This is a genomic window from Streptomyces chisholmiae (assembly GCF_031845445.1).
Taxonomy (GTDB): domain Bacteria; phylum Actinomycetota; class Actinomycetes; order Streptomycetales; family Streptomycetaceae; genus Streptomyces; species Streptomyces chisholmiae.
The window spans coordinates 119,889-146,378 of record NZ_JAVREO010000018.1 but is presented as its reverse complement, the minus strand read 5'-3'; the positions used below and the strand labels follow the sequence as shown (position 1 = coordinate 146,378).

Sequence of the window (26,490 nt, the reverse complement as noted above, 5' to 3'; positions counted from 1 at the left end):
GGTGGTGTGGGCGGGTGGTGTGGTCGGTGGGCGGTGGCGGGTGGGTGGTTGGTGCCCTGGGTGGTGGGTGGTGGGTGGTGGCACTCGGGCCCGGTGGTCGATGGTCGGGGGGCTGGCCGCGGGTGGGTGGGACGGTCATCCGTTGGGTGGGACGGCTTTCCGTGCGGAGCGGCTCTCCGCCCGGGGGTGTGCGGGTCTGTGGGGGTGTGCGCGAATGACAGGTTGCCCGCGCCGGCGAGCGGCGAACCACCTCAGTGGGGCGCTCGACCACGGTCCGCCCGGCGCCGGGGCGCGGCTGGCGGGCCGGGCCGCCGCCCCGGGACCGGGGGACACGGCGGTCAGCGGGGCGGCGGCGGGACCGGCCGCCGGGGCGCCGGGCCGGTGGAGTCGCGCAGCACCAGCCGGTTGAGGTCCGTGGTGTCCAGGGGGGCACTCGGCTCCTCGCCGCGCAACAGCGCCAGCAGCCGTCGCATGGCGGCCCGCCCCTGGCTCTCCCGGTCGACGTGGACGGTGGAGAGCGAGGGGTGGAAGTAGCGTCCCAACTCGTCGTCGTCCCAGCCGAAGACGCTCACCTCCCCCGGCACGTCGACGCCCACGCTCTGGAGGCCACGGATCACCCCGAAGGCGACCCGGTCGTTGGCCGTGAACACGGCGGTCACCGGCGAGCCGGCGATCACCTCCCGGGCCGCCTCCCACCCGGAACGGACGCTCCAGTCGCCGTCCACCACCGCGTGCGAGACCAGGCCGCGCCGGACGACGGCCGCCTCGTAGACGGCGCGCCGGTTCCGGGCGGAGGCCCAACTCGGCGGCCCGGCCACGTGCGCGAAGACCCGGTGCCCCAGCCCGGCCAGGTGGTCGACGATCGCGTCGGCCGCCGTCGCGTCGGCCAGCAGGCCCCGGGCGCGCATCCGGTCGTCGTACTCGCCGTCGATCACGATCGGCACCCGCACCACCGGGAGGCCCGGCCGGGCAGCGGGACCGGCGGGGTCACTCGCGGGGCCACCCGTGCCGGGACCGGCCGCCGCCGCGGTGGTCTCGGCCGCCCTGGCAGCCTCGGCGGTGCCGGCAGCCTCGGCGGTGCCGGCGGTGCCGGCGATGCCGGCGGCCCCAGCGGTCTCCCAAGCCGTGGTCCCGGCCGGGGCGGGGCTGCCTTCCCCCGTCGTTCGGGGGGCCTCGGCGCCGGGCCGGGGGACCGGCCGGGGCAGGTCGGCGAAGAGGGGGACCAGATGGTCCGGGAGCGGGGCGAACGAGAGGATGCCGTCCACGTTCTCCGGCTGCAGCAGCGCGCCGATCCGCTCGGCCCGGGCCGCCGCGTCGCCCTCCAGACCCACCACGTCCAGCAGGTATCCGGCCTCGTGCGCGGTGGCGGCGGCGCCGCTGAGCAGCCGGGTCGGCACGGTGGACGTCGAGTCGGGCAGGATCACCGCGATCCGGTTGGTCCTGCGGGTGCGCATCGAGCGGGCGGCGAGGTTGGGCCGGTAGCCCAACTCCTGGACGGCACCGGCGACCCTGCGGACCGTCTCCGGCCGCATCGTGGGGTCCTTCCGCAGGAAGCGGGAGACCGTCTGGTGGGACACGCCGGCCAGCCGGGCCACCTGGTAGATGGTCGGCGGCCTGGCCGCGCCGGGCGGGGGCGGCGCGGGCTGCTCCAACATCGGTGGTCCCTTCCGGCGGTGGCCGCCCGGCGCGGTCACCCGGCGCGCGGGCCACCGGCCCTGGTCGATGGTGCCCACCAGTGTGCCTGGTGCGACGGGCAACGCACCTGGTCAGGTTGTCCGTTTTCGCGGTGTGCCCGGGCCTCGCCGATCCCGACGCGGGGCCACCTGGCGCGCCCGGCCGGTCGGGCCCCGGCCTCCGGCCGACCCGTCGGGGCGCCGCGCGGCCCGCCACGCCCGCCCCCGCCGCCCCCGCCCGTTGGGGTCCCGGCCCCGCGCCCCCCGCCCGGTCCGTACCCGGCCGGCCGGTGCCAGGCCGAGGGGACGCCGGCCGCTTCGTCCCGGGGCGGGGCGGCGTCGGGCCGGCCAACGCGGGTGCGGCGGACACCGGATCGGCCAACGCCGCCCCGGTCAGCGCCGGGTGAGCCGCCGGCGCAGCGGGTAGCCGACCGCGCCGACCGCCAGCACCGTCAGGCCCCAGCCCACCGAGGGGCCGGGCAGCGCGCAGGCCAGCAGCAGGCAGCCGGCGAGGCCGAGCAGCGGCACCGCCCGCGGCGGGCGGCCCTCCGCGGGGGTGAGGGTCTGGGCGGCGGCGTTCGCCACCGTGTAGTAGACCAGCACCCCGAAGGAGGAGAAGCCGATCGCCCCCGTCAGGTCCCAGCCGGCCACCAGCACCACGACCGTCGCGCCGACCGCCAACTCCGCCCGGTGCGGCACCTGGAACCGCGGGTGCACCGCGGCCAGCGCGGACGGCAGATGACCGTCGCGGGCCATCGCCAGGGCGGTGCGGGAGACGCCCAGCAGCAGCGCCAGCAACGCCCCCAGCGCCGCCACCGCCGCCGCGCCCCGCACCGCCGGCGCCAGCCACGGCACCCCGGCCGCCCGCACCACCTCCGCCAGCGGTGCGGTGGAGGCCGCCAGCCGGTCCGGGCCCAGCACCGCCAGCGCGGTCAACGCCACCGCCACGTACACCACCAGCACACCGCCGAGCGCCCACGCGATGGCCCGCGGGATGGTCCGCTCCGGGGCGATGACCTCCTCGCCGAGCGTCGCCACCCGGGCGTAGCCGGCGAAGGCGAAGAACAGCAGCCCCGCCGCCTGGAGCACCCCGTACGGGCCGGTCGTCAACTCCGGCTCCCAGCGGGCCGGATCGGCGGCTCCGCTGCTCAGGCCGACGGCCACCACCAGGGTCAGGACGCCGAGCACCAGCGCCACGATCACCCGGGTCAGCCAGGCGCTCTTCCGCACCCCCAGGTAGTTCACCACCGTCAGCGCCACCACCGCGGCCATCGCCACCGGCCGCGCCTGCGTCGGCCACAGATAGGCGCCCGCGGTCAGCGCCATCGCCGCGCAGGAGGCCGACTTGCCGACGACGAACGCCCAACCGGCCAGATAGCCCCAGAAGTCGCCCAGCCGCTCCCGCCCATAGACATAGGCGCCGCCGGACACCGGATAGCGGGCGGCCAACCGGGCCGACGAGGTGGCGTTGCAGTAGGCCACGGCGGCGGCGACCGCCAGCCCCAGCAGCAGCCCCGCGCCGGCCGCCTCCGCCGCCGGCGCCAGCGCGGCGAAGACCCCCGCGCCCAGCATCGCGCCCAGCCCGATCACCGTGGCGTCGAACGGCCCGAGCCGCCGCGCCAGTTGGTCCCCACTCGCCGCCTTGGTCATCCCGCCGCCCTTCCGGCCCGCCCGCTCTGTCGGCGGGGCACGATACGCGCCCGAGATGGGTCCGAGGTGAACACGCGCCCACGTCCACGCGCCGCTCCCCCCGTCCGGGGGGCACCGGCGCCTTGGCCGACCCACCGAGATCGCCGTCGCCCCTGGGGCCACGCCCGGGGCGGATGGACCGCCGGCCCACGGGCCAACGGGCGGCCCCCGGCGGGCACTCCGCATCGGGACGGCCGTCCCGTCCCCCTGAGATATCCATGTCGCACAGCGTACGGGCGACCACTGACAGTGACGGTTCGGAGTGGGGGCCCGGCCTTGGAGCGAGAGCGACGCCGGCTGGCCCGTCCGCCCCCTTTAACGTTCCAACCCGCCTGGATAGGCTCCCCCTGTCCGCTCACCGCGTGGCTTCCCGCGCCGACCGTCAGGGGCTGAACACGATGTCACGGGCCGTTCCCGACCGCCGGCGCCGCCCGCCCATGGGGTGGAACAGCTGGGACTGCTACGGAACCACCGTCACCGAGGACGAGGTGCTGGCCAACGCCCACTTCCTCAGCGAGCACCTGCTGCCGCTCGGTTGGGACACCGTGGTCGTCGACATCCAGTGGTACGAGCCCACCGCCCGCGCCGGCGGCTACAACGCCGACGCCCCGCTGCTGCTCGACCGCTACGGCCGGCAGCTGCCCGTCCCCGCCCGCTTCCCATCGGCCGCCGGCGGCGCCGGGTTCGGCCCCCTCGCCGAGCGGGTGCACGGCCTGGGGCTGCGCTTCGGCCTGCACGTCATGCGCGGCATCCCCCGGCTCGCCGTGCGGCGCGACCTGCCGGTCGCCGGCACCTCGTGGACCGCGCGGGAGATCGCCAGCACCGGCTCGACCTGTCCCTGGAACAGCGACAACTACGGCCTGGACCACGACCAGCCCGGCGCCCAGGCCTACTACGACGCGCAGGTCGCCCAGTTCGCCGCCTGGGGCGTGGACTTCATCAAGGCCGACGACATGCTCTTCCCGTACCACGAGCGGGAGATCGAGGCGTACCACCGGGCCATCGAACGGTCCGGGCGCCCCATCGAGTTGAGCCTCTCGCCCGGCCGGGACCTCTCGGCGGCCCACCTGCACCACCTCAAGGACCACTGCGACCTCTGGCGGGTCTCGGACGACCTGTGGGACCGCTGGCCGGACGTCCTCGCCCAGTTCCCCCGGATGGCCAGGTGGGCCCCCTGGCAGGGGCCGGACGGCTGGGCCGACGCCGACATGCTGCCGCTGGGCCGGATCGGCATCCGCGCCGAGCGCGGCGGCGACCGGCTCAGCCGGCTCAGCCACGCCGAACAGGTCACGCTGCTCACCCTGTGGATCATCGCCAGGTCCCCGCTGATGATGGGCGGCGACCTCCCGACCAGCCCGCCCGAGACCATCGAACTGCTCAGCAACCGTGAGGCACTTGAGGTGCTCTGGCACAGCACGGGCGGCCGCGAGGTGCTCCGGGAGGGCGACCTGGTGCTCTGGGCGGCGGACGACCCGGCCGGATACCGGTACGCCGCCGTCTTCTCGTTGGCCGACGAGCCGACCGAACGCGCCGTCCCCCTCGCCTCGATCGGCGGCGAGCCCACGGACGCGGTGCGGGAGTTGTGGACCCACGAGGAGCTGGTGCACGACGGCACCACCCTGCTGCTGTCCCTCCCCGCCCACGGCGCGGCCCTGCTGCGGCTGACCCCCGCCGACCTGTGGTGACGCCCGGGCGGTGACCACCGGGGCGTGCCCCGGCGCCGCCGGCGAGGCCGCCGGCGGCTCAGCCCAGCAGCCGGACGGCGGCGACCCGTGGGGTCGGGCCGCCGGGCTCGGCGACGAACCGGATCTCCCGACCGGCGCCCCGCGGCGGGGGTGTCGCCGGCAGCGGGTGGTGTGTCTCGGTCTCGCCGGCCGCCCCGACCGGCCGGCACACCCGACCCAACGGGACGCCGTCCACCACCAGTTGGCAACTCCGAGCCGGCCGGCCCGCGACATCGGCCGCCTCGGCGTCGAGAGCCGTGCGCGTTTCCGGCGCTTCGGGAACGTCGCACCAGGTGACGACGAGCAGTCGGCCCGCCGCCGTCGGGTCGTGCAGGGTGTAGCCGAACCAGCCGTCCGCCTCCCGCCAGTTGCGTCCGTCGGTGGTGCCGGCCCGGGTGCCCTCGCCGGCCAACGCGTGCTCCACCTCCGGCTGTTGCCGCCCGGCCGCCACCGTGTCCACCGTCCTGGCGTCCTCGGCCAGCGCGCGGGCCTCCACCGCGGCCAGCTCGGCCCGCCGCGCCTCGGCCGCCGCGCCGGACACGTCGGCCGGCACGGTGGGGAAGTACATCGTGTAGCGGGCGTCGTGCAGTTCGGCGAAGGGCTCCAGCAGCACCGACTCCCCGTCGTGGCCGGCCAGTCGGAACCGGAGCGCGTCCGGGGCCGGGTCGCGGACCAGGGCGGTCGGGTCGGCGGTGACCAGTGGGGCGTCGGTCAACGGCCGGAGCGGGCCGGCCGCGACATGCCCCATCCGGGCGTCGTCGGCCACCAGCCCGACCAGGTCACGCGCGTCCGCGCGGGCCGCCAGCACCACCGGGCCGTGCCGGAAGGAGACCCAGTCGGAGCCGTCCGGCAGCCGCTCGGCCACCGTCTCGGACCGCACGGTCAGCTCCAGCCGGTCCCCGTCCCGCCACGTCCGCTCGACGCGCAGCCAGCCGCCCGGCAGCACCTCGGGCGTCACCTCGGCCGGCTGCCCGTCGGCGCCGGCCACCCGGACCACGCAGGACGCGGCCCAGGACGGCCGACGGACGCGGAGCGGGAACGTGCTGGGGTCCGGCGTGCGCACGGTCAGCACCACCCGCTCGCCGGCCGGCAGCTCCGACTCCAGACGCACCGTCACATCGCGCTCCGGCCACCGCAGTTCGGAGGGCACGAAGAGCTGCACGAACAGCTCCGCCGCGTCGTCGGAGAGCCCGTAGACCAGCTCGCCGTAGCGCGCGTGGTTCTCCAACCCGGTGCCCACGCAGCACCAGAAGCCCGACTCGGGCGCCGAGTACACCCGGTAGTGGCCGGGCCGGACCGGGGTGAAGTAGACCAGTCCCGGCCGGTCCGGGTGGATCGAGGAGAGCACGTGGTTGTGGAGTGCCCGCTCGTAGGCCTCGATCAGCTCGGGCGCCGGATCGGCCAGGTACAGCGACCGGGTGAGCTTGAGCAGGTTGTAGGTGTTGCAGGTCTCCGGCCCCTCCCGGTGGGTGAGCAGCCGGCCGAAGTCGTCCGGGGCGTGGAAGTGCTCACTCACGCTGGTGCCGCCGAAGCAGACCGTGCGGGCCGCCACCCGGTCCCAGAAGAAGCGGGCCGCGCGCAGCAGTTCGGGATCGCCGGCCACCTCGGCCAGCCGCAGGTGGCCGACCACCTTGGCGATCTGGGTGTTGGCGTGCTGCCCGTCCAGCCGGTCCTCGCGGGCCAACAGCGGGTCGAGCAGCGCCCGGTGAGCCAGCCGGCGGGCCATCGCCAGGAAGTCGGCCCGGCCGGTCCGATCCGCCAGCTCGGCGAACGACTCGCCCAGCCCGCCGAACTCCGTCTCCAGCAGCGCCTCGAACCGGTCCGTCGGCAGGACGGCGGTCAACTCCAGCCACCAGTCGGCGAGTCGGACCGCCACCGCCAACGCGGCCGGCGACGGCAGGTGGCGGTGCGCGTCCAGCAGCCCGGCGAACGTCTTGTGCAGGTTGTACAACGGCACCCAACGCCCGGACAGGCTGAACGAGTCGGCCGCCGCGTCGCCGTCGGCGATGCTGCGCCACAGCGCCGCGCTCTCCGGAATGCCGCCCACGAACCCACTGCCCAGCCGGTCCTGACAGGCCGTCAACTCGGCGATCAGGTACGCGGCGCGGTCCCTGGTCCGCGGGTCCCCGGTCGCCGCCCACAGCAGGGCGGCGGCCGAGAGGTAGTGCCCGGCGGTGTGCCCGTCCAGCCCCGCACTCTCCCAGTTGGGGTAGGGCTCGGCCCGCGCCGGCAGCCCGGCCTCCCGCCGGAACGGCGCCAGCAGCCGGTCCGGGTCGAGCGCCAACAGGTAGGCGAGATCGGCCTGTTGAGCCCGCCGGAACGGGCTGTCCAGGAGCCGGACGGCGGACAACGGGAAGGCACGCATGGTGTCGACTCCAGGGTCGGGCGAACGGCTCGCCGGCCGACGGCGGGCCCGGCCGGCGGTGACGCGGGGACAGTGGACGAGGCGGGGACGGCGGCGTGGGCGGAACGGGGACGGGTGCCGGCCCCGGGCCGGCACCCCCGGTGCCCGGTCAGGCCAGCCGGCCCGCCACGGTGAGGAACGAGTGCGGCGGCAGCGTCAGGCTCAGGCCCCGCTCGTCCTGTCGGAGGTCGGTGAACGGCTGGACGGAGACCTGTTCCTCGCGCGCCGAGTTGTGCGCCTGCAGCCGGTCCGCGGTCAGCAGCCGCCCCCGCGGCTCCAGCAGAGTGCCACCGCGCAGGTCCAGGGTGATCTCGGCCGGCTGGTCGGCGTCCAGGTTGGTCAGCGAGATCAGCACCGAGCCGTCCTTGGTGCTGGCCGAGACGGACAGCGTCTCCAGCTCCGAATCCCCGACCTGCCGGCCGGTGCCCGAGGTACGCAGGTGCACCGGAAGCGAGGTGGCGTCCTGGTGGCCCTTGTTCATCTCGAAGACGTGGTACGTCGGGGTGAGCACCAGCTGGTCGTCCTCGGTGTGCAGGACGGCCTGCAGGACGTTGACGGTCTGCGCCAGGTTGGCCATGGCCAGCCGCTCGGCGTGCTTGTGGAAGATGTCCAGGTGCAGGCTGGCCACCAGCGCGTCGCGCAGCGTGTTCTGCTGGAAGAGGAAGCCCGGGTTGGTGCCCGGCTCCACGTCGAACCAGGTGCCCCACTCGTCGACCACCAGGCCGACCTGCCGCTTCGGGTCGTAGGCGTCCATCACGGTGGAGTGGCCCTGGATGATCCGGTCGATCCGGGCGGCGGCCGCCATCGTGCGGTAGTACGCCTCCTCGTCGAACTCGGTGGCGCTGCCCTTGGCCTCCCAGGGGCCGGCCAGCGTGTAGTAGTGGACGGACAGGCCCTGGAAGAAGTTCTTCGGGGTGGCCTCGCAGCCGAAGCAGCTGATCTGCCGCATCAGGGCCTCGGTCCAGGCGTAGTCGTCGTCCGAGGCGCCGGCCGCGATCCGGTACAGCTTGTTGTCGCCGTGGTCCCGGCAGTAGGTGGAGTACTGGCGGGCCAGGTCCGCGTAGTACTCGGCGCGCATGTTGCCGCCGCAGCCCCAGGCCTCGTTGCCCAGGCCCCAGAACCTGACCTTCCAGGGCTCCTCGCGACCGTTGGCCTTCCGCTCGCGCACCATCGGGCTGTCCCCGTCACGGGTGAGGTACTCGACCCACTCGCTCATCTCCTGCACGGTCCCGCTGCCCACGTTGCCGCTGATGTACGGCTCGGTGCCGAGCAGTTCACACAGGGCGAGGAACTCGTGGGTGCCGAAGTGGTTGTTCTCCTCGACGTTGCCCCAGTGCGTGTTGACCATCCGGGGGCGCTGCTCGCGCGGCCCGATGCCGTCCTTCCAGTGGTACTCGTCCGCGAAACAGCCGCCCGGCCAGCGCAGGTTCGGGATGTCGAGGGCGCGCAGCGCCTCCACCACGTCCAGCCGGATGCCGCCCTCGTTCGGGATGGGGGAGTCCTCGCCGACCCAGAACCCGCCGTAGACGCACCGGCCGAGGTGCTCGGCGAAGTGCCCGTACAGATGCCGGCTGATCACCGGCCCCTCGATGTCGAGATTGATGATCGCCGTGCCACCGCGCACCGACATGCCAACTCCTCCGAGCCACGCTTCTTGTAACGTTAAAAGAAGCTCGCACGCCGCACCGGGGGTGTCAAGAGTGCCGCCGGCCCCGGCCGCCCCGGGGCCCGGGTCAGCGCCGGGTCGACTCCCGCACCACCAGCCGGTGCGGGCCGGTGAACTGCCGGTTGACCCCCTCGGGACGGGTCCCCTTGACCCGCTCCACCAGCATGTCCAGCGCCGCGTTCACCATCTCGACATGCCCCGGCGCGACGGTCGAGAGGGCGGGCACGGTGAACGTCGCCTGGCTGATGTCGTCGAAGCCGATCACCGCCACCTCGGCCGGCACCCCGATCCCCAGGTCCGCCAGCCCGCGCAGCACCCCCATCGCGATGGTGTCCGTCATGCACATCACCCCGTCGAACGGGACCCCGTCGGCGGCCAGTCGGCGCACCGCCGCGGCGCCCGCCTCGCTGACGAACGCGCACGGCAGCACCAGCCGCTCGTCCGCGTCGATCCCGGCCTCCCGCAACGCCGCCAGATAGCCGGAGGTGCGCAGGGTGGCCGCGCCGGGGGCACCGTCCGTGCGGCCACCGACCGAGGCGATCCGCCGACACCCCACCTCCAGCAGGTGCCGGGTCGCCGCGCGCGCCCCCTCGTAGTTGGCCATCCCCACGTGGTCCACCGACGCCGTGCTGATCCGCTCCCCGAGCGCCACCACCGGGAAGTCCGCGAAGAGCGCGCCCGCCTCCGCGTCCCCCACCTCCACCGTCGCGATGATCAGCCCGTCGTACATCCGCAGCCGGGAGTGGACCAGCGCCTCGGCCTCGCCCTCCCGGGACGCGCCCGTCTGCTCGATCGCCACCCGGTAGCCGCGCCGCCGCGCCTCCGCCACCAACAGCGCCGCCAACTGCCCGTAGTAGGGCTGGTCCAGATCCGGCACCGCCAGCCCGATCACGCCCGTGTTCCCGGACCGCAGGTTCCGGGCCGCCAGGTTCATCCGGTAGCCGAGCCGCTCTATCGCCTCGGTGACCTTCCGCCGGGTCTCGTCACTGACGTAGCGGTGGCCGTTGATCACGTTGGAGACGGTCATCACGGACACACCCGCCGCCTTGGCCACATCGCTCATCGTCACCATGGCGCGCATTATCCAGGAGCACCCACCCGGCGGCCGGTCAGGGCGGACCGGGCCGCCGGAGACCCGGCAACGGGGTCCGACGCGCCCGCGCCGGACCCCGCCACCGCCGCTAGTCGGTCAGCACCGGGGTCTCCCAGTCCCGCCACTGCGCCAGGTCACCGGCCTTGCCACTGGCGATCCGGAACACGTCCGGTGCCGTCCCCGACCCCAGCAGGAACGCCTCGATGCTCTGCCGCAGCGGCCCCTGCCACTCCGACCTGGCCGCGCAGTGCGTGCCGTCCGTCACATCCGACCAGTAGCTGATGTTGCCGCCGGCGCCCAGCGCCTCGTACACCTCGGCCCCGCCCAGCGCGGCCACGCTGCCCGAACGCGCACCCAGCCAGTCAACGTGCGGGTTCTCCATGACGAACAGCCCGCGCGGCGCGATCATCCCGACGATCTCGTGGGTGTCCACCGGCAGCCCGCCCGGGTTCCCGGTGAACGAGCCGAACGCGTCGCCCAGCCACGGCTGTTCGCCATAGGCGCTGTCCAACGGCTGGGCGCCCGCCTCGCCGGCCACCCCGCGGAAGATCGGCGCCCCCGCGGTGCCCGACTCGATCGGCATGGTCAGCGCGATCCGCTGGTCGAACGCCCCCGCCACGAACGCGCCCTTGCCGAACCGCGAACATCCCGTGACCCCGGTCGCGTCCGCCCGCAGCACGCTGCCGTCCGCACCCTCCAACACGTCGATGATCCGGCTCACGCCCCACGCCCAGGCCTGCAACAGGCCGGTGCCGCTGGACGCGCCGTACAGGTCGTAGAACGCGCCCTGCTTGTTCTGCCGCGAGGTGCCCTCCTGGCCCACCGCGTAGGGGTCGAGACTGATCACCGCGGCGCCGGCCGCCCGGATGGTGGCCGTGTCGGCGCCGAAGCCGCCCAACACCACCACGGCGGGGAACGGCCCCGAGCCGGCCGGCAGCTCGACCGACGCCGAGAAACTCGTACTGCGGCCCTGGTCCTGGACGTTGACCGTGATGCCGGTCGCCGAGACCGTGCCGGTGACGCTCTCCGGCGGCGCCGGCCGCTCGCCGTAGACGTACCGCTCCGCCAGCTCACGGATCTCCGCCCGACGGCACCGCCAGTCATCCGTACTGCCGATCCGCGAGCCGTCCAACCGGGTGAACGGGTCGGGCAACAGGGCACGGGACGGCTGCTGGCCCGGATCGGGCACCGCGCAGTCCGCCCCGTCGTCCTCGTCGGCCGCCGGCCGCACGGTGGTGGTGACGCCGGCGCCACCCGTCCGGTCCTCGGCCGCGCCGGCCGTGGGCGACAACGAGGTGACCGCGAGCCCCGCGACCGCCAGCAGCACGGCGGCCGTCCAACGGCGGGAGAGCGGGTGGCGATGTCGATGGAAGCGCATGTGGGGGACTACCTCCAGAAGGCGGACGCGCGCCCCACGACAAGAACGACCTCGGCGAACCACCAACCGGCGGAACGCGCCCCACGACACCGCCCCAGGCGGGACGGCCGCGGAACCAGAAGTCACACTCGCTCGCCGACGCACGCCAGTTGAATGGGAAGTACGCCGGACCACGATGTTGTCGAAGCAGCCCCCAGGCCCCAATCGCGACCCAGTACGCCAGCACCGTACAAGCCCCCAACGGGCGTCACAAGAGCGCCCGTTGCCCCCGCACACGGCGAGGTGACGGAGGGTCAGTTCGGTGCACCGGGTCGCCAGCCGGGCGGCGCGGCTAGAAGTCGAAGTCGTCGATGTTCTCCGCGTTGAACCGGGTCGGCGGGCCCAGCGTGATCACCCCGTCCGCACCCACCGTGTACGCGCCCAACTCGCCAGCCGTGAACGTCTCCCCCTCCGCGCCCGTGATGATCCCCGAGGCGACGGCGGCGCCCGCGTAGGCGGCCAGCTCGCCGAGCCGCGTCGGGTCCCAGAGGGCGAACTCCGTCACCGTGCCGTCCGCCACGAACTCCCGCATCTGGTTCGGCGTGCCCAGGCCGGTGAGCGCCACCTCGCCCTGGTACTCCGAACCCTGGAGATACCGCGCCGCCGCGGCGATGCCCACGGTGGTGGGCGAGACGATCGCCCGCAGATCCGGGTTGGCCTGCAGCAGCCCCTGGGTCTCCCGGAACGACTTCTCGTCCTCGTCGTCCCCGTAGGCCACCGTGACCAGCTCGATCCCCGCGTAGTCCGGGTTCTCCGCCAACTCCCGCTCCATCACCTCGATCCAGGCGTTCTGGTTGGTGGCGTTGGCGGTCGCCGAGAGCACCGCGATCTCGCCCTCGCCGCCGATCTGCTCCGCCACCATCTCCACCAGCGCCCGCCCCACCTCCACGCCGTCCACCTGGCTGACGAACACGTCCCGACACTCGGGCGCCACATCCGAGTCGAACGTCACCACCGCGGTCTCCAACGAGCGGGCCTGCTCCAGCGCGGAGCACAGGGCGTTCGGGTCGTTGGCCGACAACAGCACCACGTCGGTGGCCTGCTGGCTGAGCGTGTTGACATAGGACAGCTGCGAGGAGGCGGACGCGTCCGATGGGCCGGTGTACTCGTAGTCGCCGCCCAACTCGGCGACGACCCGCTCGGCGCCGGCGCTGGACGCCTCGAAGTACGGGTTGTTGACCGACTTGGGCAACATGGCGACGCTCAGGTCCGACCGGTACTCGGCGTCCGGATCGGCGGTCGCCGCCTCGCCGACCGGGTCGTCGCGCTCCTCCTCGCTGTCCCGGGTGGTGCCGCCACAGGCGGCCAGCGTCAGGCCGAGCCCGAGCACGAGCGACACCACGGGGGCGGCACGGCGGAGACCACGGGCGCCGGCGGCGGCACGGGCCAGGGAGCGGGTGCGTTGAGGGGCCATGGGGGCCATCCCTTTCGATCGGCGCTGATGGAAATACGGATGGAGGCGTTCAGGCAGGTGGGTCGAGGTGCTTCCCAGGTACGTCCGGTGGGGGTGCGGGCTCGGGTGGGCGGTTCGGTTGGCCGGCCGGGCGCCGGTGGCGGAGCCGCCCGCGCAGCGACTGCCAGACGTTCGGGATCAGCACCGACAGCACCAGCAGCGTCCCCGTGACCACGGTCAGCGCGTCAGCCGACACCTTCGCCAGCCGCAACGCGTTCTGCAGGGAGCCCAGCAGCACCACGCCGGCCACCACCCCGGCCAACGTGCCCCGGCCACCGAAGATCGACACCCCGCCCAGCAACACGGCCGCCACCACGGTCAGTTCCAGGCCCTCCGCGTTGTCCGCGCGGGCGCTGGAGTAGCGCAGCGTCCAGAACACCCCGACCAGCCCGGCCACCGCGCCGGACGCCACGTACAGCCAGAACTTGATCCGCTCCACCGGCACCCCGGCGAACGCGGCGGCCGTGTCGTTCGCCCCCATCGCGTAGATCGCCCGCCCGACCGGCGTCGCGTGCAGCACCACCGCGAACACCAGCACCAGGAGCAGGATCAGCGGCACCACGTTCGGCACCCAGGAGCCGCCCAGCGAACCGATCGACCACCGGGTGAAGGCCCGCGCGAAGTCCGCCACCGCGGTGTCCCCGAGCAGCACGTACGCCAGCCCCCGGTAGAGGGCGAGGGTGCCGATGGTGACCGCCAGCGACGGCAGCCCGAGCACCGTCACCAGCAGCCCGTTGAACGCGCCCAGCACCGCGCCGGCCAACACGGCCAACGGGATGATGGTCTCCAACGGCAGCCCGCCGGCCCACAACTCGCCCACCAACGCGCTGGTCAGCCCCACCACGCTGGCCACCGACAGATCGATCTCGCCGCTCACGATGATCAGCGTCATCGGCAGCGCCAGCAGCAGCACCGGCGTCAGATCCAGGATCAGGAAGCCGAAGTTCCGCGTCGTGCCGAACTCGTCCACCAGGCCGGACGCCACCAGCAGGGTGACCACGGTGAGCAGCACCACGGCCACGTCCCAGGTCGCGAACCGGCGCCACGCCCGCCCCGCCGACCGCCCGGCGGGCGGCGGGGCGGCGGGATCGACGGGGCGGGCCCCACCGGGCACGGAGCCACCGGGAACGGGAGCACCGGAGACGGAGCCACCGGGCACGGAGCCACCGGGCGAGGGCTCACCCGACACGGATTCAACGGACATCGGCGTCCCTCCTCCGGAGCGTCCTCAACGACGCGGCGACCCGCGCGGCCACCAGCCGGTCCAGGGCGATCGCCGCGATGATCAGCCCACCCACGATGGCCCGCTGCCAGAACGGGTCCACCCCCAGCACCGGCAGCGCGTTGTTGATCACGGTGAGCAGCAGCGCACCCAGCGCCGCCCCGTAGACGCTGCCACTGCCGCCGAAGATGGCCACCCCGCCGACCACCACCGCCGCCACGATGTCCAGCTCCATCCCGTACCCGGCGGAGGCGTCCACCGTGCCGTAACGCGCCGCGTAGAGCACCCCGCCCAGCCCCGCGAGGGTCCCGCTGACCACGTAGGCCAGCAGCAGCCGCGCCGGGATCGGGATGCCGGCCAGCCGCGCCGCCTCCCCGTTGGACCCGATCGCGTACAGGTCACGACCGGCCCGGTACCGGCGCAGGAAGGTGCCGACCGCGAACAGCACCGCCACCGCGATCACGAACAGCCAGGGCACCCCGAACACGCGCGCGGTGCCGAAGTCCAGGAACCCGCGCGGCAGATCGCCGGCACTGATCCGGGAACCGCCGGCCCAGAAGTAGACCAGACCACGGAAGACGTAGAGGGTGCCCAACGTCGCCACCAGCGCCGGCACCCGGCCGTAGGCGATCACCACCCCGTTCACCGCGCCGCACGCCGCCCCGATGCCCACACCGACCAGCGCGGCCACCGGGACCGGCAGGCCGGGGTGCTCACTCAGCACCGTCGCCGTGCCGAACGCGGACAGCCCCAGCACCGAGGCGACCGACAGGTCGATGCCCCGGCCCACCACCACCAGCGTCATCCCGCAGGACAGCAGCAGCGTCAGGGAGGTGGCCAACAGGATGTCCCGCACGCTCTGTTGGGAGAGGAACCGGTCGTTGGCCAACCAGGTGCCGCCGACCAGCAGCACCAGCGCCAGCGCCAGCCCGGCGGCGCGGAACCGGAACACGGCGGTCAGTGGCGACCCGCCACCGAACCGGGCGGGTGGGGGAGAAGCGGCGAGGGTCGGTGAGCCGGGCGGTCCTGCTGGCCCTGGCGGTTCTGCTGGTCCGGGCGGCGGGGGCGGTGCGGAGGGCGTTGACTCGGTGGGCGAACCGGGGTCGGTCATGGTCGTACCTCCTGTCCCGTCGCGGCGAGGATCACCCGTTCCTCGGTCGCCTCCGCACGCGGCACCTCGGCGACCAGCCGGCCCTCCCGCATCACCAGCACCCGGTCGGCGAGGCCGAGCACCTCGGGCAACTCGGAGGAGATCAGCAGCACCGCGACACCGTCGGCCGCCAACCGGCCGATCAGCCGGTGCACCTCGGCCTTGGTCCCGATGTCGATACCCCGCGTCGGCTCGTCCACGATCAGCACCTTCGGCGCCGTGGCCAGCCACTTGGCCAGCACCACCTTCTGCTGGTTGCCGCCGGAGAGCGTGCCGACCGGGTCGTCCAACGCGCCGTACCTGGTCCGCAGCCGGCCGGCCCACTCGCGGGCCGCGCGGCGCTCGGCGCCCCCGACGAGGAATCCGAACCTGGACAGCTCGCCGGCCCGGGGCAGCGTCGCGTTGCGCTGGATGGACAGGTCCAACACCAGGCCCTGCTGGCGCCGGTCCTCCGGCACCAGCGCCAGACCGGCCGTCATCGCGGCCCTGGGGCGGCCCGGCGGCAGTGCCCGGCCGGCGACCCGGACCGTCCCGGCGTCCCGCCGGTCCACGCCGAAGACCCCCCGCGCCACCTCGGACCTGCCGGCCCCCACCAGACCGGCCAGGGCCACGATCTCCCCGGCGCGGACCCGGAAGGTGACATCGCGGTAGGCGCCGGCCCGGGTCAACCCCTCGACCTCAAGGACCACCTCGCCCGGCTCGTGCTCCTCCCGGACGTAGCGCGCGTCCACCGCGCGGCCCACCATCTGGCGCACCAGCCGGTCAACCGAGGTGTCGGCCAGCAGCTCGGTGGCGATATGGGCACCGTCGCGCAGCACCGTGACCCGCTGACAGAGCGCTGTCACCTCGGCGAAGCGGTGCGAGATGAAGAGCACGGCGGCGCCCTCGGCGCGCAGCGCGCGCACCACCGAGAAGAGCCGCTCCACCTCGGGACCGGAGAGCGCCGCGGTGGGCTCGTCCATCACCAGCACCCGGGCGTCCAACGAGATGGCCTTGGCGATCTCCACCAACTGCTGGTCGGCGATCGACAGCCCGCGCGCCGGGCGGCGGGGGTCCAACGGCACGCCGAGACGGGCGAAGAGGGCCCGTGCGTCCGCGACCATGGCGCGCTCGTCGATCCGGCCCAGCCGGCCCCGGGGCTGGCGGCCGACGAAGACGTTCTCGGCGACGCTCAGGTCGGGGAAGAGCGTCGGCTCCTGGTAGATCACCGCGACGCCCGCGGCCCTGGCCTCGCTGGGGCCCCGGAACTCCACGGGCGCGCCGTCGAGTTCGACCACGCCGGCATCGGGCCGGTGCACTCCCGCGAGCACTTTGATCAGCGTCGACTTGCCCGCGCCGTTCTCGCCGACCAGGGCGTGTGCCTCCCCGGGGTACAGGGACAACCGCGCGCCCCGCAGGGCCGCCACCGCGCCGAAGCTCTTCCACACGTCGCGGAGGGCGACAACCGGGACGCCGTCCCGGCCGGCCGCCTCCCCGGGGCGGGGGGCGTCGGCGGTGCCGCCGGGCCCGAGGGCGCCGCGGCTGGGGGAGTCGGTCGGGATGTGGCGGCGTGGCGCGTTGGCGGGGTCGGGTGGGGAGGCGGCCATAGGCTCTCCACTTGAATCGATTCACGCTGGGGTGGTGTGGCGCCGTGCGGAGCCCCGCCGGCCGGCGGACCTGCGCCGGTCGCGCCGCGGGACGCGGCGCCGAGTTCGCATGGCGGGGGAGAGGCGGGTCAACTGTGACGGCAATGCTGACGAGGGGCCGGCGGGGTTGGTACCCATGTCTTCCCCCGGTGCGGTGAATCCATTCATCCGCGTTGGCCGGCGCTCGGCGGCGTCAAGCGTGCCACGGCCGGCGGTTGCGGAAGCCGGCCCCCGCGTCCGGGCTGTGGCCTTGGTCGTGCTTCGGGGCCGGGGGTGGGGTGGTGGGTGAGGGCAGGGCTGTGGCTGTGGCCGTGCCGGGGGCGGGGGACGGCCTTGGTCGTACTCCGGCTCAGGGCTCGCCGCAGGCGGGCGGCCCGGCCGGCCCGCGAGGACACTGATGTGGGGTTGGGGTTGGGGCTGGGGTTGGGGCCTTGCCCGTGCCGGCGGCCGTGGCCGGGGCCAAGGGCCAGGGCCAGGGCCTTGCCGTGCTGGTGGCCGGGGTGCGGGCGGGTACGGGTCCGGCCGCGCGGCGCCGGCCCCGGGGCCCGGGGTCACGGGCCGGGCCGCCTGCCGATCCGGGGGCCCGGGCGCGACCCTGACGGGGCGCCTGGACCCGATGCCTGGGGCCCGGACCGGCCTGCCGCCCGGCCCCACCACGGGAGCTGGGGCCGGGCGCGCCGGCAGCTAGCTGGGCCGGCGCAGCGCCGCGTTGGCCCCGTCGCAGCGGGATGGGACCCGGGTGCGCTCAAAGGCACCTGGGCGGCCGGCGCCGAACCGCGCGAACCGGCTCCCTATGGCTTCCTGGCCACCAGCCCCCACTGGAAAAGCTGGTCCGAGGGAGGATCGTCAGCCGTGTCGGGACGCCAGCAGGCGATCGGGCCCACCCCCGGCTCCACCACCTCCAACCCCTCTGCGGTGGCCGCCAGTTGCTGCACGCTGCGCGGGTAGTAGGGCACGGCGCCCGAGGCCGCGTAGTCCTCGTTGAGAGTGATCATGACCGGGTCGTCGATGCTGTCGCAGGTCACCAGGTAGCTGCCGCTGGGCAGTTGCCGCATGTACTCCTGGACGAGCTGGGCGGCTGGATCGGGGCGGATGTGGCCGAGCATGGACAGGAGCATCAGCGCCACGGGGCGGTCCAGGTCCAGAGTGCGGCCGGCGGCGGCCAACACCGCGTCCACGTCCCGGACATCGCCCTCGGCGTAGTCCGTCGCCCCTTCGGGGGTCGAGGTCAGCAGCGCGCGGGCGTGGAGCAGGACCAACGGATCGTTGTCGACATAGACGATCCGTGCCTCGGGGTCGTAGCGCTGGGCGACCTGGTGTGTGTTGTCTGCCGTGGGCAAGCCCGTCCCGATGTCCAGGAACTGGTCGACGCCGGCGTCCTGGACGAGATACCGCACGGCTCGGGCCAGGAACGTCCGGGACGCGATCGCCAGTCCCGCCGCCTCGGGGTGGGCTTCGAGCAACTGGTCGACCAGGGCCTTGTCCACGTCGTACCAGTCCTGGCCGCCGATCATGTAGTTCCAGACTCGGGCGGAGTGGGGCACCGTCCGGTCGATGCGGGCGATCAGCGCCTCGCGTTCCTGGTCGTTCTTGCCGATCTGGCCGTGTTCCTGTCGTTCGGGCATCGGGCCTGTCCTCTCCTCGGGTCTCGGCGGCCTCCGCACCTTCACCGCCGCGCGTCTCCGGCGCCCGCCGGCCGTTCCCGGCCGCCGTTGTCCGCGGCACCTCCCCTCCACCTATCACGCTCGTTGGGCCGGGACGGAGAGCGAGCGGCGGACGCACCGGCATATCACCCACGACCGTGCTCTGCCGCGCCCCGGAGGACGGTGGTGGGCGGGGGCGGTACCGATGACTTCCTCATGTCGCCCAGTCTCGTTGCCGGCCGCGTCCCGAACCATGCCGCTGACTACCAGAACCGTGGTGCAGCTGACTACACCACGTCCGTTGACAGCTGGTGCCCCACGCCCGGTCACACCTGGTGGCGCACCTCTTCCAGGTACCGCAACACGGCGGCGACCCGGCGGTCCACGTGGTCGGTCGGTGCCAGGTCGAGCTTGGCGAAGATGCTGCGGATGTGCTTGTGCACCGCGCCGTGGGTGACGCTCAGTCGCTCGGCGATGGCGGCGTTGCCCAGGCCCTCGGCCATCAGGGCCAACACGTCCCGTTCCCGTGGACTGAGCCGCTCCAGCCGGGCGTCCTGTCGACTGCGGGTGAACAACTGGGCCACCACCTCGGGATCGATCGCGGTGCCGCCGGCCACCACGCGCCGCAGCGCGTCCAGGAACTCCTCGACCCGGCCGACCCGTTCCTTCAACAGATAGCCGAGCTTCGCGACGCCGCCGACCAGCAGCTCCGTCGCGAAGGTCTGCTCGACGTAGGCGGACAACACGAGGATGGCCAGGTCCGGGCGGCGCCGTCGGGCCTCGATGGCGGCGACGACGCCCTCGTCGGTGTGGGTCGGCGGCATCCGGACATCCAGGATGGCGACATCGGGGTGCTGGGCGTCGAGGGCCGCCAGGAACTCCTCCGGCGTGCCCGCCGTTGCCACCACGTCGAGGGACTCGGCCCGCAGCAGCAGGGCCAGGCCCTCGCGCAGCAGCGGGTCGTCCTCGGCGATCACGATCCGCACGGAAGCTCCACCTCCAGGATGGTCGGGCCGCCGGCCGGGCTGGCCAGGCGGAGGCGGCCGTCGTGCGCGGCCACCCGGCGGCGGATGCCGGTGAGCCCGGACCCACCGTCCTCGTCGGCGCCGCCCCGGCCGTCGTCGGTGACGGTCAGGAACAGCCGGTCGTCGCGGCTGCGTACGGCGACCGTCGCGTTGGCGGCCCCGCTGTGTCTGGCGATGTTGGTCAACGCCTCGGCCACCACGAAGTACGCGGTCGCCTCCACGGACGCGGCGCAGCGCGTGGGCACGTCCACCTCGATCCGGCACGGCACCGGGCAGTCGGCGGCCAGGCCGGAGAGCGCGCCGGCGAGCCCGCGGTCGGTGAGGACAGGCGGCACGATCCCCCGGGCGACCGTGCGCAGTTCGGCCAGCGCCTGCTCGGCCGCGGTCTGCGCGCGTTCCAACAACTCGGCCACCGTGCTGGGGTCGGGCGGTGGTCCGCCGCCCGGGTCCCTGGTCACCATGCGCCGGGCGGCGCCCACCAGCACGGTCACGCTGACCAGCCGGTTCTGGGTGCCGTCGTGCAGCGCGCGCTCGATGCGGCGCAGCTCGGCGGCGTGCGCGTCCAACGCCGCCGCCCGGGTCGCGGTGAGCTGCGCGATGCGCAGGGCGAGGTCCAGATCGGCCCCGCCGTTGAGCAGTCGGCGTCCCGGCCCGGCCTGGTGGCGGGCCATCGCCGGGCCGAGCCCGAGCAGGATGGCGAGCCAGCCCAGCCCGAGCAGCGCCACCGGGACCGCGTCCGGCCAGGAATCGGCGGTCCCGAGACCGACGGAGGTGCTGTTCGCTTCCTCCGGCACCAGCCGCCACCACAACGGGAAGGTGAGGTCGCGGAGCGCCGCGAGCGGGAGCAGCACCCCGGCCAGGCCCAGCAGCAGCCCGCGGCTGGCGTGGATGGCCAGCCAGCGCAGCTCCCGTCGGACGGTGAGGTCGGTGACGGCGAGCCGTAGCCGGCTCGGCGGCCGTGGCGGGCTCAGCACCTCCGGGCCCCAACGGTTGAGCCGGGCGCGTTCCCGGTGGGTGAGGGCGTGCAGGGCGCGGAGCGCGGGTGGCAGCAGCGGCAGCCCCACGCCGACCAGGCTCAGCGTGGCCGCGACGACCAGCCAGAGCAGCAGTGCCAGGCCCAGCAGGGCGGTGCCGAGGCCGCCCGCGAGCTGCTCGACCGAGGCGAGCGCGGCCCTCGCGGAACGGACCAACGGGGCGCCGGTCCGGTGGACCTCGGTCTCGGCGGCCCAGGACTCGTCGGCCTCGCCGTCGTCGACTGTCCCGCCCGTTCGGGCCGCCATCCGCCCCTCCTCGTCACCGCCGTCGCGGGTGCCCGGGACGACGCTGGCGTCGCTCGGACACGGAAGGTGAAGAGTACAGCCTGCTGTACCTGAAACTGTGCGGCTGGAGGGATCGGCACCCAGGGGTGACCCTTCCTAGAGTCGGTGCGTATCCGCTGGTCGTTCCGCCAGTTCCGCCGAACTCCTCTGCCGCAGTGAGGATTTCTCGTACCCCGAAGAGGTAACACGCCGTGACCGACACTGATCCCTACCGCCTGGCCGGTGACGCCGAGGAAGCGCCGAGGGCGACCGGCTCCCCCGTCTCCAGGGGGCAGATACTGCGCGCCCTGCTGTGGGCGGTGCTGGTGGTCAGCGTGGCTGGCAACACGGTGGTCTCCCTGAGCGCCGAGGCGCCGGCGTTGCATATCGCCCTCGGTGTGGTCACCGGCCTCTGCGTGACGGCGCTGGCCGTCCAGAGTCTGCGGAGGTCTCGGTGACCGCACCCCTCCTGGGCACCGGCGGCGCCGGCCGCACTGGGCGGCCGGCGGCCATCGCCCTGACGGATGTCAGCAAGGTCTACCCGGGAGGAGTACGGGCGTTGGCCGGCGTCTCCCTGGTGGTGGAGCGTGGCACCTTCCTCGCCGTGATGGGGCCCTCGGGGTCAGGAAAAAGCACGCTGATGCACTGCGCGGCCGGCCTCGACACCCCCAGCACCGGCACCGTGACGATCGACGGCCAGGACATCGGCGGGCTGAGCGAGACCCGCAGGACCGAACTGCGCCGCGAGCGGGTGGGGTTCGTCTTCCAGACGTACAACCTGGTGCCCTCGCTCAGCGTCGCCGACAACATCACGCTGCCGTTGCGGCTGGCGGGTCGGGCGCCGGACCGGGAGTGGCTGCGCGGCCTGGTCACCCGAGTGGGGCTGGCCGACCGGCTCGCCCACCGGCCGGCCGAGTTGTCCGGCGGCCAACAGCAACGCGCCGCCATCGTTCGCGCCTTGGCCGCCCGCCCCGCGGTGGTGTTCGCCGACGAGCCGACCGGGGCGCTGGACCTGCGGGGCGCCCTGGCGGTGCTCGGGCTGCTGCGCGACCTGGTGGACGAGCTGCGGCAGACGGTGGTGATGGTCACCCATGACCCGGCGGCCGCCGCCCACGCCGACGCGGCCCTCGTCATGGTGGACGGCCGGGTGGTGGAGACGGTGGTGGCGCCCACCGCCGCCGAGCTGGCCGACCGGCTCGTCGCGTTGGGGAAGGGCTGAGCCATGGTGGGTCTCGCGGTACGGATGGCGCTGCACCGGATCACGGCACTGCTGGCCGTCGCGGGTGCGGTGTTGGGCGGCGCGGCGCTGCTGACCGGCGTCGGTGTGCTGGCCGAGTCGGGGTTGCGTTCCCACCTCCCCGGCGGGCGGCCGGCGGCGGTGGATGTCGTCGTCTCGACGGAGCAGGAGTTCCGCCCGGGCGGGCACTTGCCCCTCGCGCTGCCGGAGCGCGGCGCCGTCCCGGCCGAGTTGCTCGGGGAGCTGGCCGCACTGCCGGGGGTGACCAGGGCGGTGGCCGATGTCAGCTTCCCGGCCGCGCTGGTGGGCGCCGGCGGTCGGGTGGTCGCGGCCGAGGCTCCGGAGACGGCGGGGCACGGCTGGTCCTCCACCGCACTCCTCGCCGACCCGAGGGTCGATGGGGCCGCGCCGGTCGGCTCGGCGGAGATCGCGCTCTCGGGTGCGTTGGCCGCGGCGGCCGGGGTGGGCGTGGGGGACCGGATCGAGGTCACGGCCGCCGGCCGGCCCGCCGCGGTCCATCGGGTGTCGGCGGTGGTCGAAACGGCGGAGGAGGGGATCTACTTCGCTGACGCCACCGCCGCCGAGCTGTCTCCCCGGGGCGGCCCCGGGGACGGAGCGGGCGTCGATCTGATCGCCCTGGTCGCCGAGCCGGGCGCGGCGGGCGCGGTCGCCGACGCGGCCCGGGACGTGGTGGCGGGTCGGGAGCTGGCGGTGACCACGGGCGCCGGCCGGGGCGATGTGGCGGCGCCCGGCGCGGGTTCGGCCCGCTCGCTTCTGGTCCTGCTCAGTGGCTCGCTGGCCGGGGTGGTGCTGCTGATCACGGGGTTCGTCCTGGCGAGTGCCCTCTCCGTCTCCTTCGCCGGGCAGCGACGGGAGTTGGCGCTGCTGCGCGCCGTGGGCGCGACACCGCGACAGATCCGCCGGCTCGCCGCCGGGCAGGCCACCGTGGTGGCGGTGGTGGCGGCGGTGCCGGGCACGGCCCTCGGATATCCGCTGGCCGGCTGGTTCCGGCGGTTGCTGGTGGTCCGTGACGTCCTGCCGGGCGAGCTGCCGTTGACGATCAGCCCGCTCCCGGCGATCGGCACGCTGCTGCTGGTGGCCGTCGCCGTGCAGCTCGCGGCCCGGAGTGCGGCGTGGCGGGCGTCCCGGCTGCCGGCCACCGAGGCGGTCGCCGAGTCCCACACCGAGCCCCGGGCCCCCGCCAGGCTCAGGACCAGCGCTGGCCTGCTGATCATCCTGGCCGCGACGGTCCTCTCCGTGGCGCCGCTGCTCTCCCGCTCCGCCCTTGGCGCGGCGGCCACCTCCCTCGCCGGTATCCTCGGCGCGATCGGTCTGGCCATGGCCGGGCCGGCGTTGGTCCGGCGGGCCAGCGAGGTGCTGGCCCGGCGGCTCCGCCCCGGCGTCTCGGCCCCGAGCTGGCTGGCGGTCGCCCATATCCGTGGCTACGCCCTGCGCTTGGCCGGGGTGGTGAGCGCTCTGGCGATGGCGGTCGCTTTCGTGCTGACCTACTCCTACGCCCAGACCACGGTGCTGGCCGCCACCTCGGAGGACACCCGCGCGGGGACTCTGGCGCAGCATCGGGTGACCGCGCCCGGCTTGGGCGGGCTCCCCGAGGACAGCCTCGACGCGCTCCGCGACACCCCCGGCGTGCGGGCGGCGGCCCCGGTGAGCACGACCACCGTGGTCTGGCGCTACCAGCTGTTCGGCGAGTGGGAGGCCGAGGCCAGCTCCGCGTTGATCCTCACACCGGACTCGTCCCAGGTCCTTGACCTGGGCGTGCGTGCGGGGAGCACCGACCAACTGGCCGGTGACGCGGTCGCCGTCGATCGGGAGACCGCCCGGTCGCGGGGCGCGGGGGTGGGGAGCCGGCTGCAGCTGGTCCTGGGGGACGGGACCGAGGTCGAGGCGGAGGTGGTCGCCGTCTACGACCGTGGTCTTGGCTTCGGCCCGCTGGTGGTCTCCCACGACCTGGCAGCCGGCCACACCAGCACAGGGCTTGACCAAGGTGCCCTCGTCCGCGTCGAGGACACGGCGGAAGCCGAGCGGAGCCTGGTCGCCTTCGTCGAGGCACGTCCGGGACTGCGAATTGAGCCGGCGCAGATCGAGTCCGGTGGGTTGAGCGACGCCCCGCCCGAGGTGTGGATCAACCTGGCGGTGATCGTCGTGCTCCTTGCCTACCTCCTCCTGAGCATCGCCAACAAGATCGTCGCCATCACCGCCCAGCGGCGCGGCGAGTTGGCCACCCTGCGCATCAACGGCACGACGCCGGGCCAGATACGGGCGATGGTGCGGCGGGAGGCCGGGGCGGTCGCGGCCGCCGCGCTGACAGCGGGGTTGGCCCTCTCTGTCATACCGCTCGCGCTTCTGGGGCAGGGCTTCCTGGGCCGGCCCTGGCCCGCCGGCCCCGGGTGGTTGCTGCCCGCCACCGCCCTGGTCGTGACAGGCGTCGCCTACCTCACCATGGAGATACCCACCCGAAAGGCGCTGCGCACGGCCCCCGCGGAGGTGCTGGCCCACGCCGGGTAGCCGACACCGGACGAAGGGCACACCTCCGGGACCCCGATGCGGCGTTGCGCGCCAGCGAAGCGCTCCGCCGCGGCTTGGGCAGGTCCGGGCGAGGCGGGAGGCGGCATGACCGGCCGGGGTGTCCGTGCTGGTCGACGGCCGGTCATGCCGCCTGGCGCCGCCGGGGTCAGCTGGCGCAGTACTCCGACTCAAGGCCGGCGGCCCGGTAGACGCAGTCCGCGTAGGAGAGCAGCGTCACCACGGCCTCCCGGTTGCGGCTGGTCTCCCGCTCGATCACGTCGCCCGGCGGGTAGAACCCACCGCCGGCGCCGGAGCTCGGGTACATCTCGAAGGTGTACGAGAAGATCCCCTGGTCCGCCCAGGCCCAGTCGTTGATCGAGCCGTCCGTGACATAGAGGTCGCTGGACTGCTGGGGCGTGTAGCCGTTGGTGTCGGCCAGTTCGCCGCCCAGTGCCTGGAAGGCCGCCGCGTCGTCCGCGGTCAGGCCCGGGCCGGTCTCGTCGTAGGTGTAGCCGTAGGGCCACAGCACCAGTTCGCCGTAGGTGTGGAAGTCGATGTGCGCGGTGATCTGCTGCTCGCCGTCGACCGTCCGGCCGCGGACGAAGTCGGCGACGACGGCCGTCTCGGTGCCCGATTCAGGCCCCGAGCCGCGGTAGGTGTCGCTGCCGGGGGAGCCGGACGAGCCGCCGCAGCAGCCCCACTCATAGGCCCAGTTGCGGTTGAGGTCGGTGCCGACGGCGGACGAGCCCTCGTTGGGCTGCCGGTTCTTACGCCAGCTGCGGAACGAGCCTGACTCCTGGTCGTAGACCTTGCCGTCCGGGTTGACCGAGGGGACGATCCACACCTCGCGGCTGTCGAGGAGCGTGGTGATCTCGGTGTCGGTCCCGTACTGGGAGGTCAGCTCGGTGAGGGTGTAGAGCGCCATCTCGACGGTCAGGTGCTCGCGGGCGTGCTGGTTGTGGGTGAACAGCACTTCCGGCTCGTCCTCGTCCACGGTCACGTTGGCGCTGATCTTGACGGCGACGATGTCGCGTCCCTCGTGCGACTGGCCGATGACCTGGCTGCTGACCAGGTCCGGGTAGGCGGCCTCGGCCTCGGCGACGGCGGCCAGGGTCTCGTCGTAGGTGTGGTAGTCCTCGGGGGCGGCGACCCGCACGTCGCCGCGTTCGACCGGGCCGGTGAGCGCCGTGAGGTGGTAACCGAGGTCGGTGAGTCGCTCGGCGTGTGCCGCGTCGGCGGTGATCACCACGGTCTCGGCGCGGACCTCGTCGATGGCGGTACCGGTGCGGGCCAGGGTGGTGCGGTCTCCGGCGGAGACCACGTCGGAGACCTCGTACTGCTGGACGGAGTCCGCCGCTGGCGCGGTGCCGTCCGGTGCGGCGGTGGCCGCCTGGGTGCCGGCCGCGAGGGCCAGCGAGAGGGTGAGTACGGTCGCGGCGAGGGCGGTTCGACCACCGCGGGGGAATCTGCGCATGCGCGTCTCCTGTGTGGGGGTGGCCCCATGATCGCGACACTGTCATGATCGGGTCAAGCGGGCCTGGGGTGCCGCGCCGCGCGACGGCCCGACCGTCCGCCATGCGACACCCCCGGGGCCGCCCGTGGTCCCCCGTGCCACGGGCGGCCCCGGGGTGTGGCGGGCCCGCGA

At 74.2% G+C, this 26,490-nt stretch carries 18 protein-coding genes; 4 read left to right on the top strand and 14 right to left on the bottom strand.

Annotation, left to right across the window (positions count from 1 at the left end; genetic code table 11):
* Positions 1 to 338: 338 nt before the first annotated feature.
* Both RM844_RS25755 and RM844_RS25750 read right to left on the bottom strand, forming a co-directional pair.
* A complete protein-coding gene (locus RM844_RS25755; RefSeq protein ID WP_311669777.1) occupies positions 339 to 1,655 on the bottom strand; it encodes a LacI family DNA-binding transcriptional regulator in 1,317 nt (438 codons plus the stop codon).
* Positions 1,656 to 2,066: 411 nt separating this feature from the next.
* Positions 2,067 to 3,323 (bottom strand): APC family permease, encoded by a 1,257-nt coding sequence (locus RM844_RS25750; protein ID WP_311669776.1) that lies wholly within the window; start codon positions 3,321 to 3,323, stop codon positions 2,067 to 2,069.
* A gap of 437 nt (positions 3,324 to 3,760) precedes the next feature.
* Here RM844_RS25750 and RM844_RS25745 point away from each other — a divergent pair, with 437 nt between their 5' ends.
* Positions 3,761 to 5,047: a glycoside hydrolase family 27 protein gene (locus RM844_RS25745; protein WP_311669775.1), complete on the top strand. Its 1,287-nt coding sequence runs from the start codon at positions 3,761 to 3,763 to the stop codon at positions 5,045 to 5,047.
* A 58-nt stretch (positions 5,048 to 5,105) separates the two neighbouring features.
* On the opposite strand, the gene RM844_RS25740 is transcribed toward RM844_RS25745, so the two are convergent.
* The 11 genes from RM844_RS25740 to RM844_RS25690 form a co-directional block, all read right to left on the bottom strand.
* On the bottom strand, positions 5,106 to 7,451 hold the full coding sequence (locus tag RM844_RS25740; RefSeq protein ID WP_311669774.1) for a beta-L-arabinofuranosidase domain-containing protein: 2,346 nt from the start codon (positions 7,449 to 7,451) through the stop codon (positions 5,106 to 5,108).
* Between the two features lie 148 nt (positions 7,452 to 7,599).
* Positions 7,600 to 9,120, bottom strand: a complete 1,521-nt coding sequence (locus RM844_RS25735; protein WP_311669773.1) for an alpha-N-arabinofuranosidase — start codon at positions 9,118 to 9,120, stop codon at positions 7,600 to 7,602.
* Between the two features lie 103 nt (positions 9,121 to 9,223).
* Entirely contained in the window at positions 9,224 to 10,228 is a 1,005-nt protein-coding gene (locus tag RM844_RS25730; protein WP_311669772.1) for a LacI family DNA-binding transcriptional regulator, read from the bottom strand.
* 109 nt (positions 10,229 to 10,337) lie between these two features.
* Entirely contained in the window at positions 10,338 to 11,627 is a 1,290-nt protein-coding gene (locus RM844_RS25725) for a glucuronyl esterase domain-containing protein (RefSeq protein WP_311669771.1), read from the bottom strand.
* A 331-nt stretch (positions 11,628 to 11,958) separates the two neighbouring features.
* The gene (gene rhaS, locus RM844_RS25720; protein ID WP_311669770.1) at positions 11,959 to 13,080 is read right to left on the bottom strand and encodes a rhamnose ABC transporter substrate-binding protein; all 1,122 of its coding nucleotides are present in this window, start codon (positions 13,078 to 13,080) and stop codon (positions 11,959 to 11,961) included.
* Between the two features lie 49 nt (positions 13,081 to 13,129).
* Positions 13,130 to 14,323, bottom strand: coding sequence for an ABC transporter permease (locus RM844_RS25715; protein WP_311669769.1), 1,194 nt, complete (start codon positions 14,321 to 14,323; stop codon positions 13,130 to 13,132).
* On the bottom strand, positions 14,313 to 15,293 hold the full coding sequence (locus RM844_RS25710; protein WP_311669768.1) for an ABC transporter permease: 981 nt from the start codon (positions 15,291 to 15,293) through the stop codon (positions 14,313 to 14,315). Before RM844_RS25710 ends, RM844_RS25715 begins: the two co-directional genes overlap by 11 nt.
* 155 nt (positions 15,294 to 15,448) lie before the next feature.
* Positions 15,449 to 17,077: a sugar ABC transporter ATP-binding protein gene (locus RM844_RS25705; protein ID WP_311669767.1), complete on the bottom strand. Its 1,629-nt coding sequence runs from the start codon at positions 17,075 to 17,077 to the stop codon at positions 15,449 to 15,451.
* An 830-nt stretch (positions 17,078 to 17,907) separates the two neighbouring features.
* A complete protein-coding gene (locus RM844_RS25700; RefSeq protein WP_311669766.1) occupies positions 17,908 to 18,741 on the bottom strand; it encodes an SAM-dependent methyltransferase in 834 nt (277 codons plus the stop codon).
* A gap of 344 nt (positions 18,742 to 19,085) precedes the next feature.
* Positions 19,086 to 19,745 (bottom strand): response regulator transcription factor, encoded by a 660-nt coding sequence (locus RM844_RS25695; RefSeq protein WP_311669765.1) that lies wholly within the window; start codon positions 19,743 to 19,745, stop codon positions 19,086 to 19,088.
* Entirely contained in the window at positions 19,733 to 21,064 is a 1,332-nt protein-coding gene (locus RM844_RS25690; protein WP_311669764.1) for a sensor histidine kinase, read from the bottom strand. The genes RM844_RS25695 and RM844_RS25690 overlap by 13 nt, the downstream gene beginning before the upstream one ends.
* A 230-nt stretch (positions 21,065 to 21,294) precedes the next feature.
* Between RM844_RS25690 and RM844_RS25685 the strand changes: the two genes are divergently transcribed.
* From RM844_RS25685 to RM844_RS25675, 3 genes are read left to right on the top strand one after another with little or no spacing between them, the layout of a single operon-like run.
* Positions 21,295 to 21,540 (top strand): hypothetical protein, encoded by a 246-nt coding sequence (locus RM844_RS25685; protein WP_311669763.1) that lies wholly within the window; start codon positions 21,295 to 21,297, stop codon positions 21,538 to 21,540.
* A gap of 11 nt (positions 21,541 to 21,551) precedes the next feature.
* Positions 21,552 to 22,301, top strand: a complete 750-nt coding sequence (locus tag RM844_RS25680; RefSeq protein WP_311669779.1) for an ABC transporter ATP-binding protein — start codon at positions 21,552 to 21,554, stop codon at positions 22,299 to 22,301.
* Positions 22,302 to 22,304: 3 nt separating this feature from the next.
* Positions 22,305 to 24,845: an FtsX-like permease family protein gene (locus RM844_RS25675; protein WP_311669762.1), complete on the top strand. Its 2,541-nt coding sequence runs from the start codon at positions 22,305 to 22,307 to the stop codon at positions 24,843 to 24,845.
* Positions 24,846 to 25,011: 166 nt separating this feature from the next.
* On the opposite strand, the gene RM844_RS25670 is transcribed toward RM844_RS25675, so the two are convergent.
* A complete protein-coding gene (locus RM844_RS25670) occupies positions 25,012 to 26,319 on the bottom strand; it encodes a M14 family metallopeptidase (protein ID WP_311669761.1) in 1,308 nt (435 codons plus the stop codon).
* Between the last annotated feature and the right edge of the window lie 171 nt (positions 26,320 to 26,490).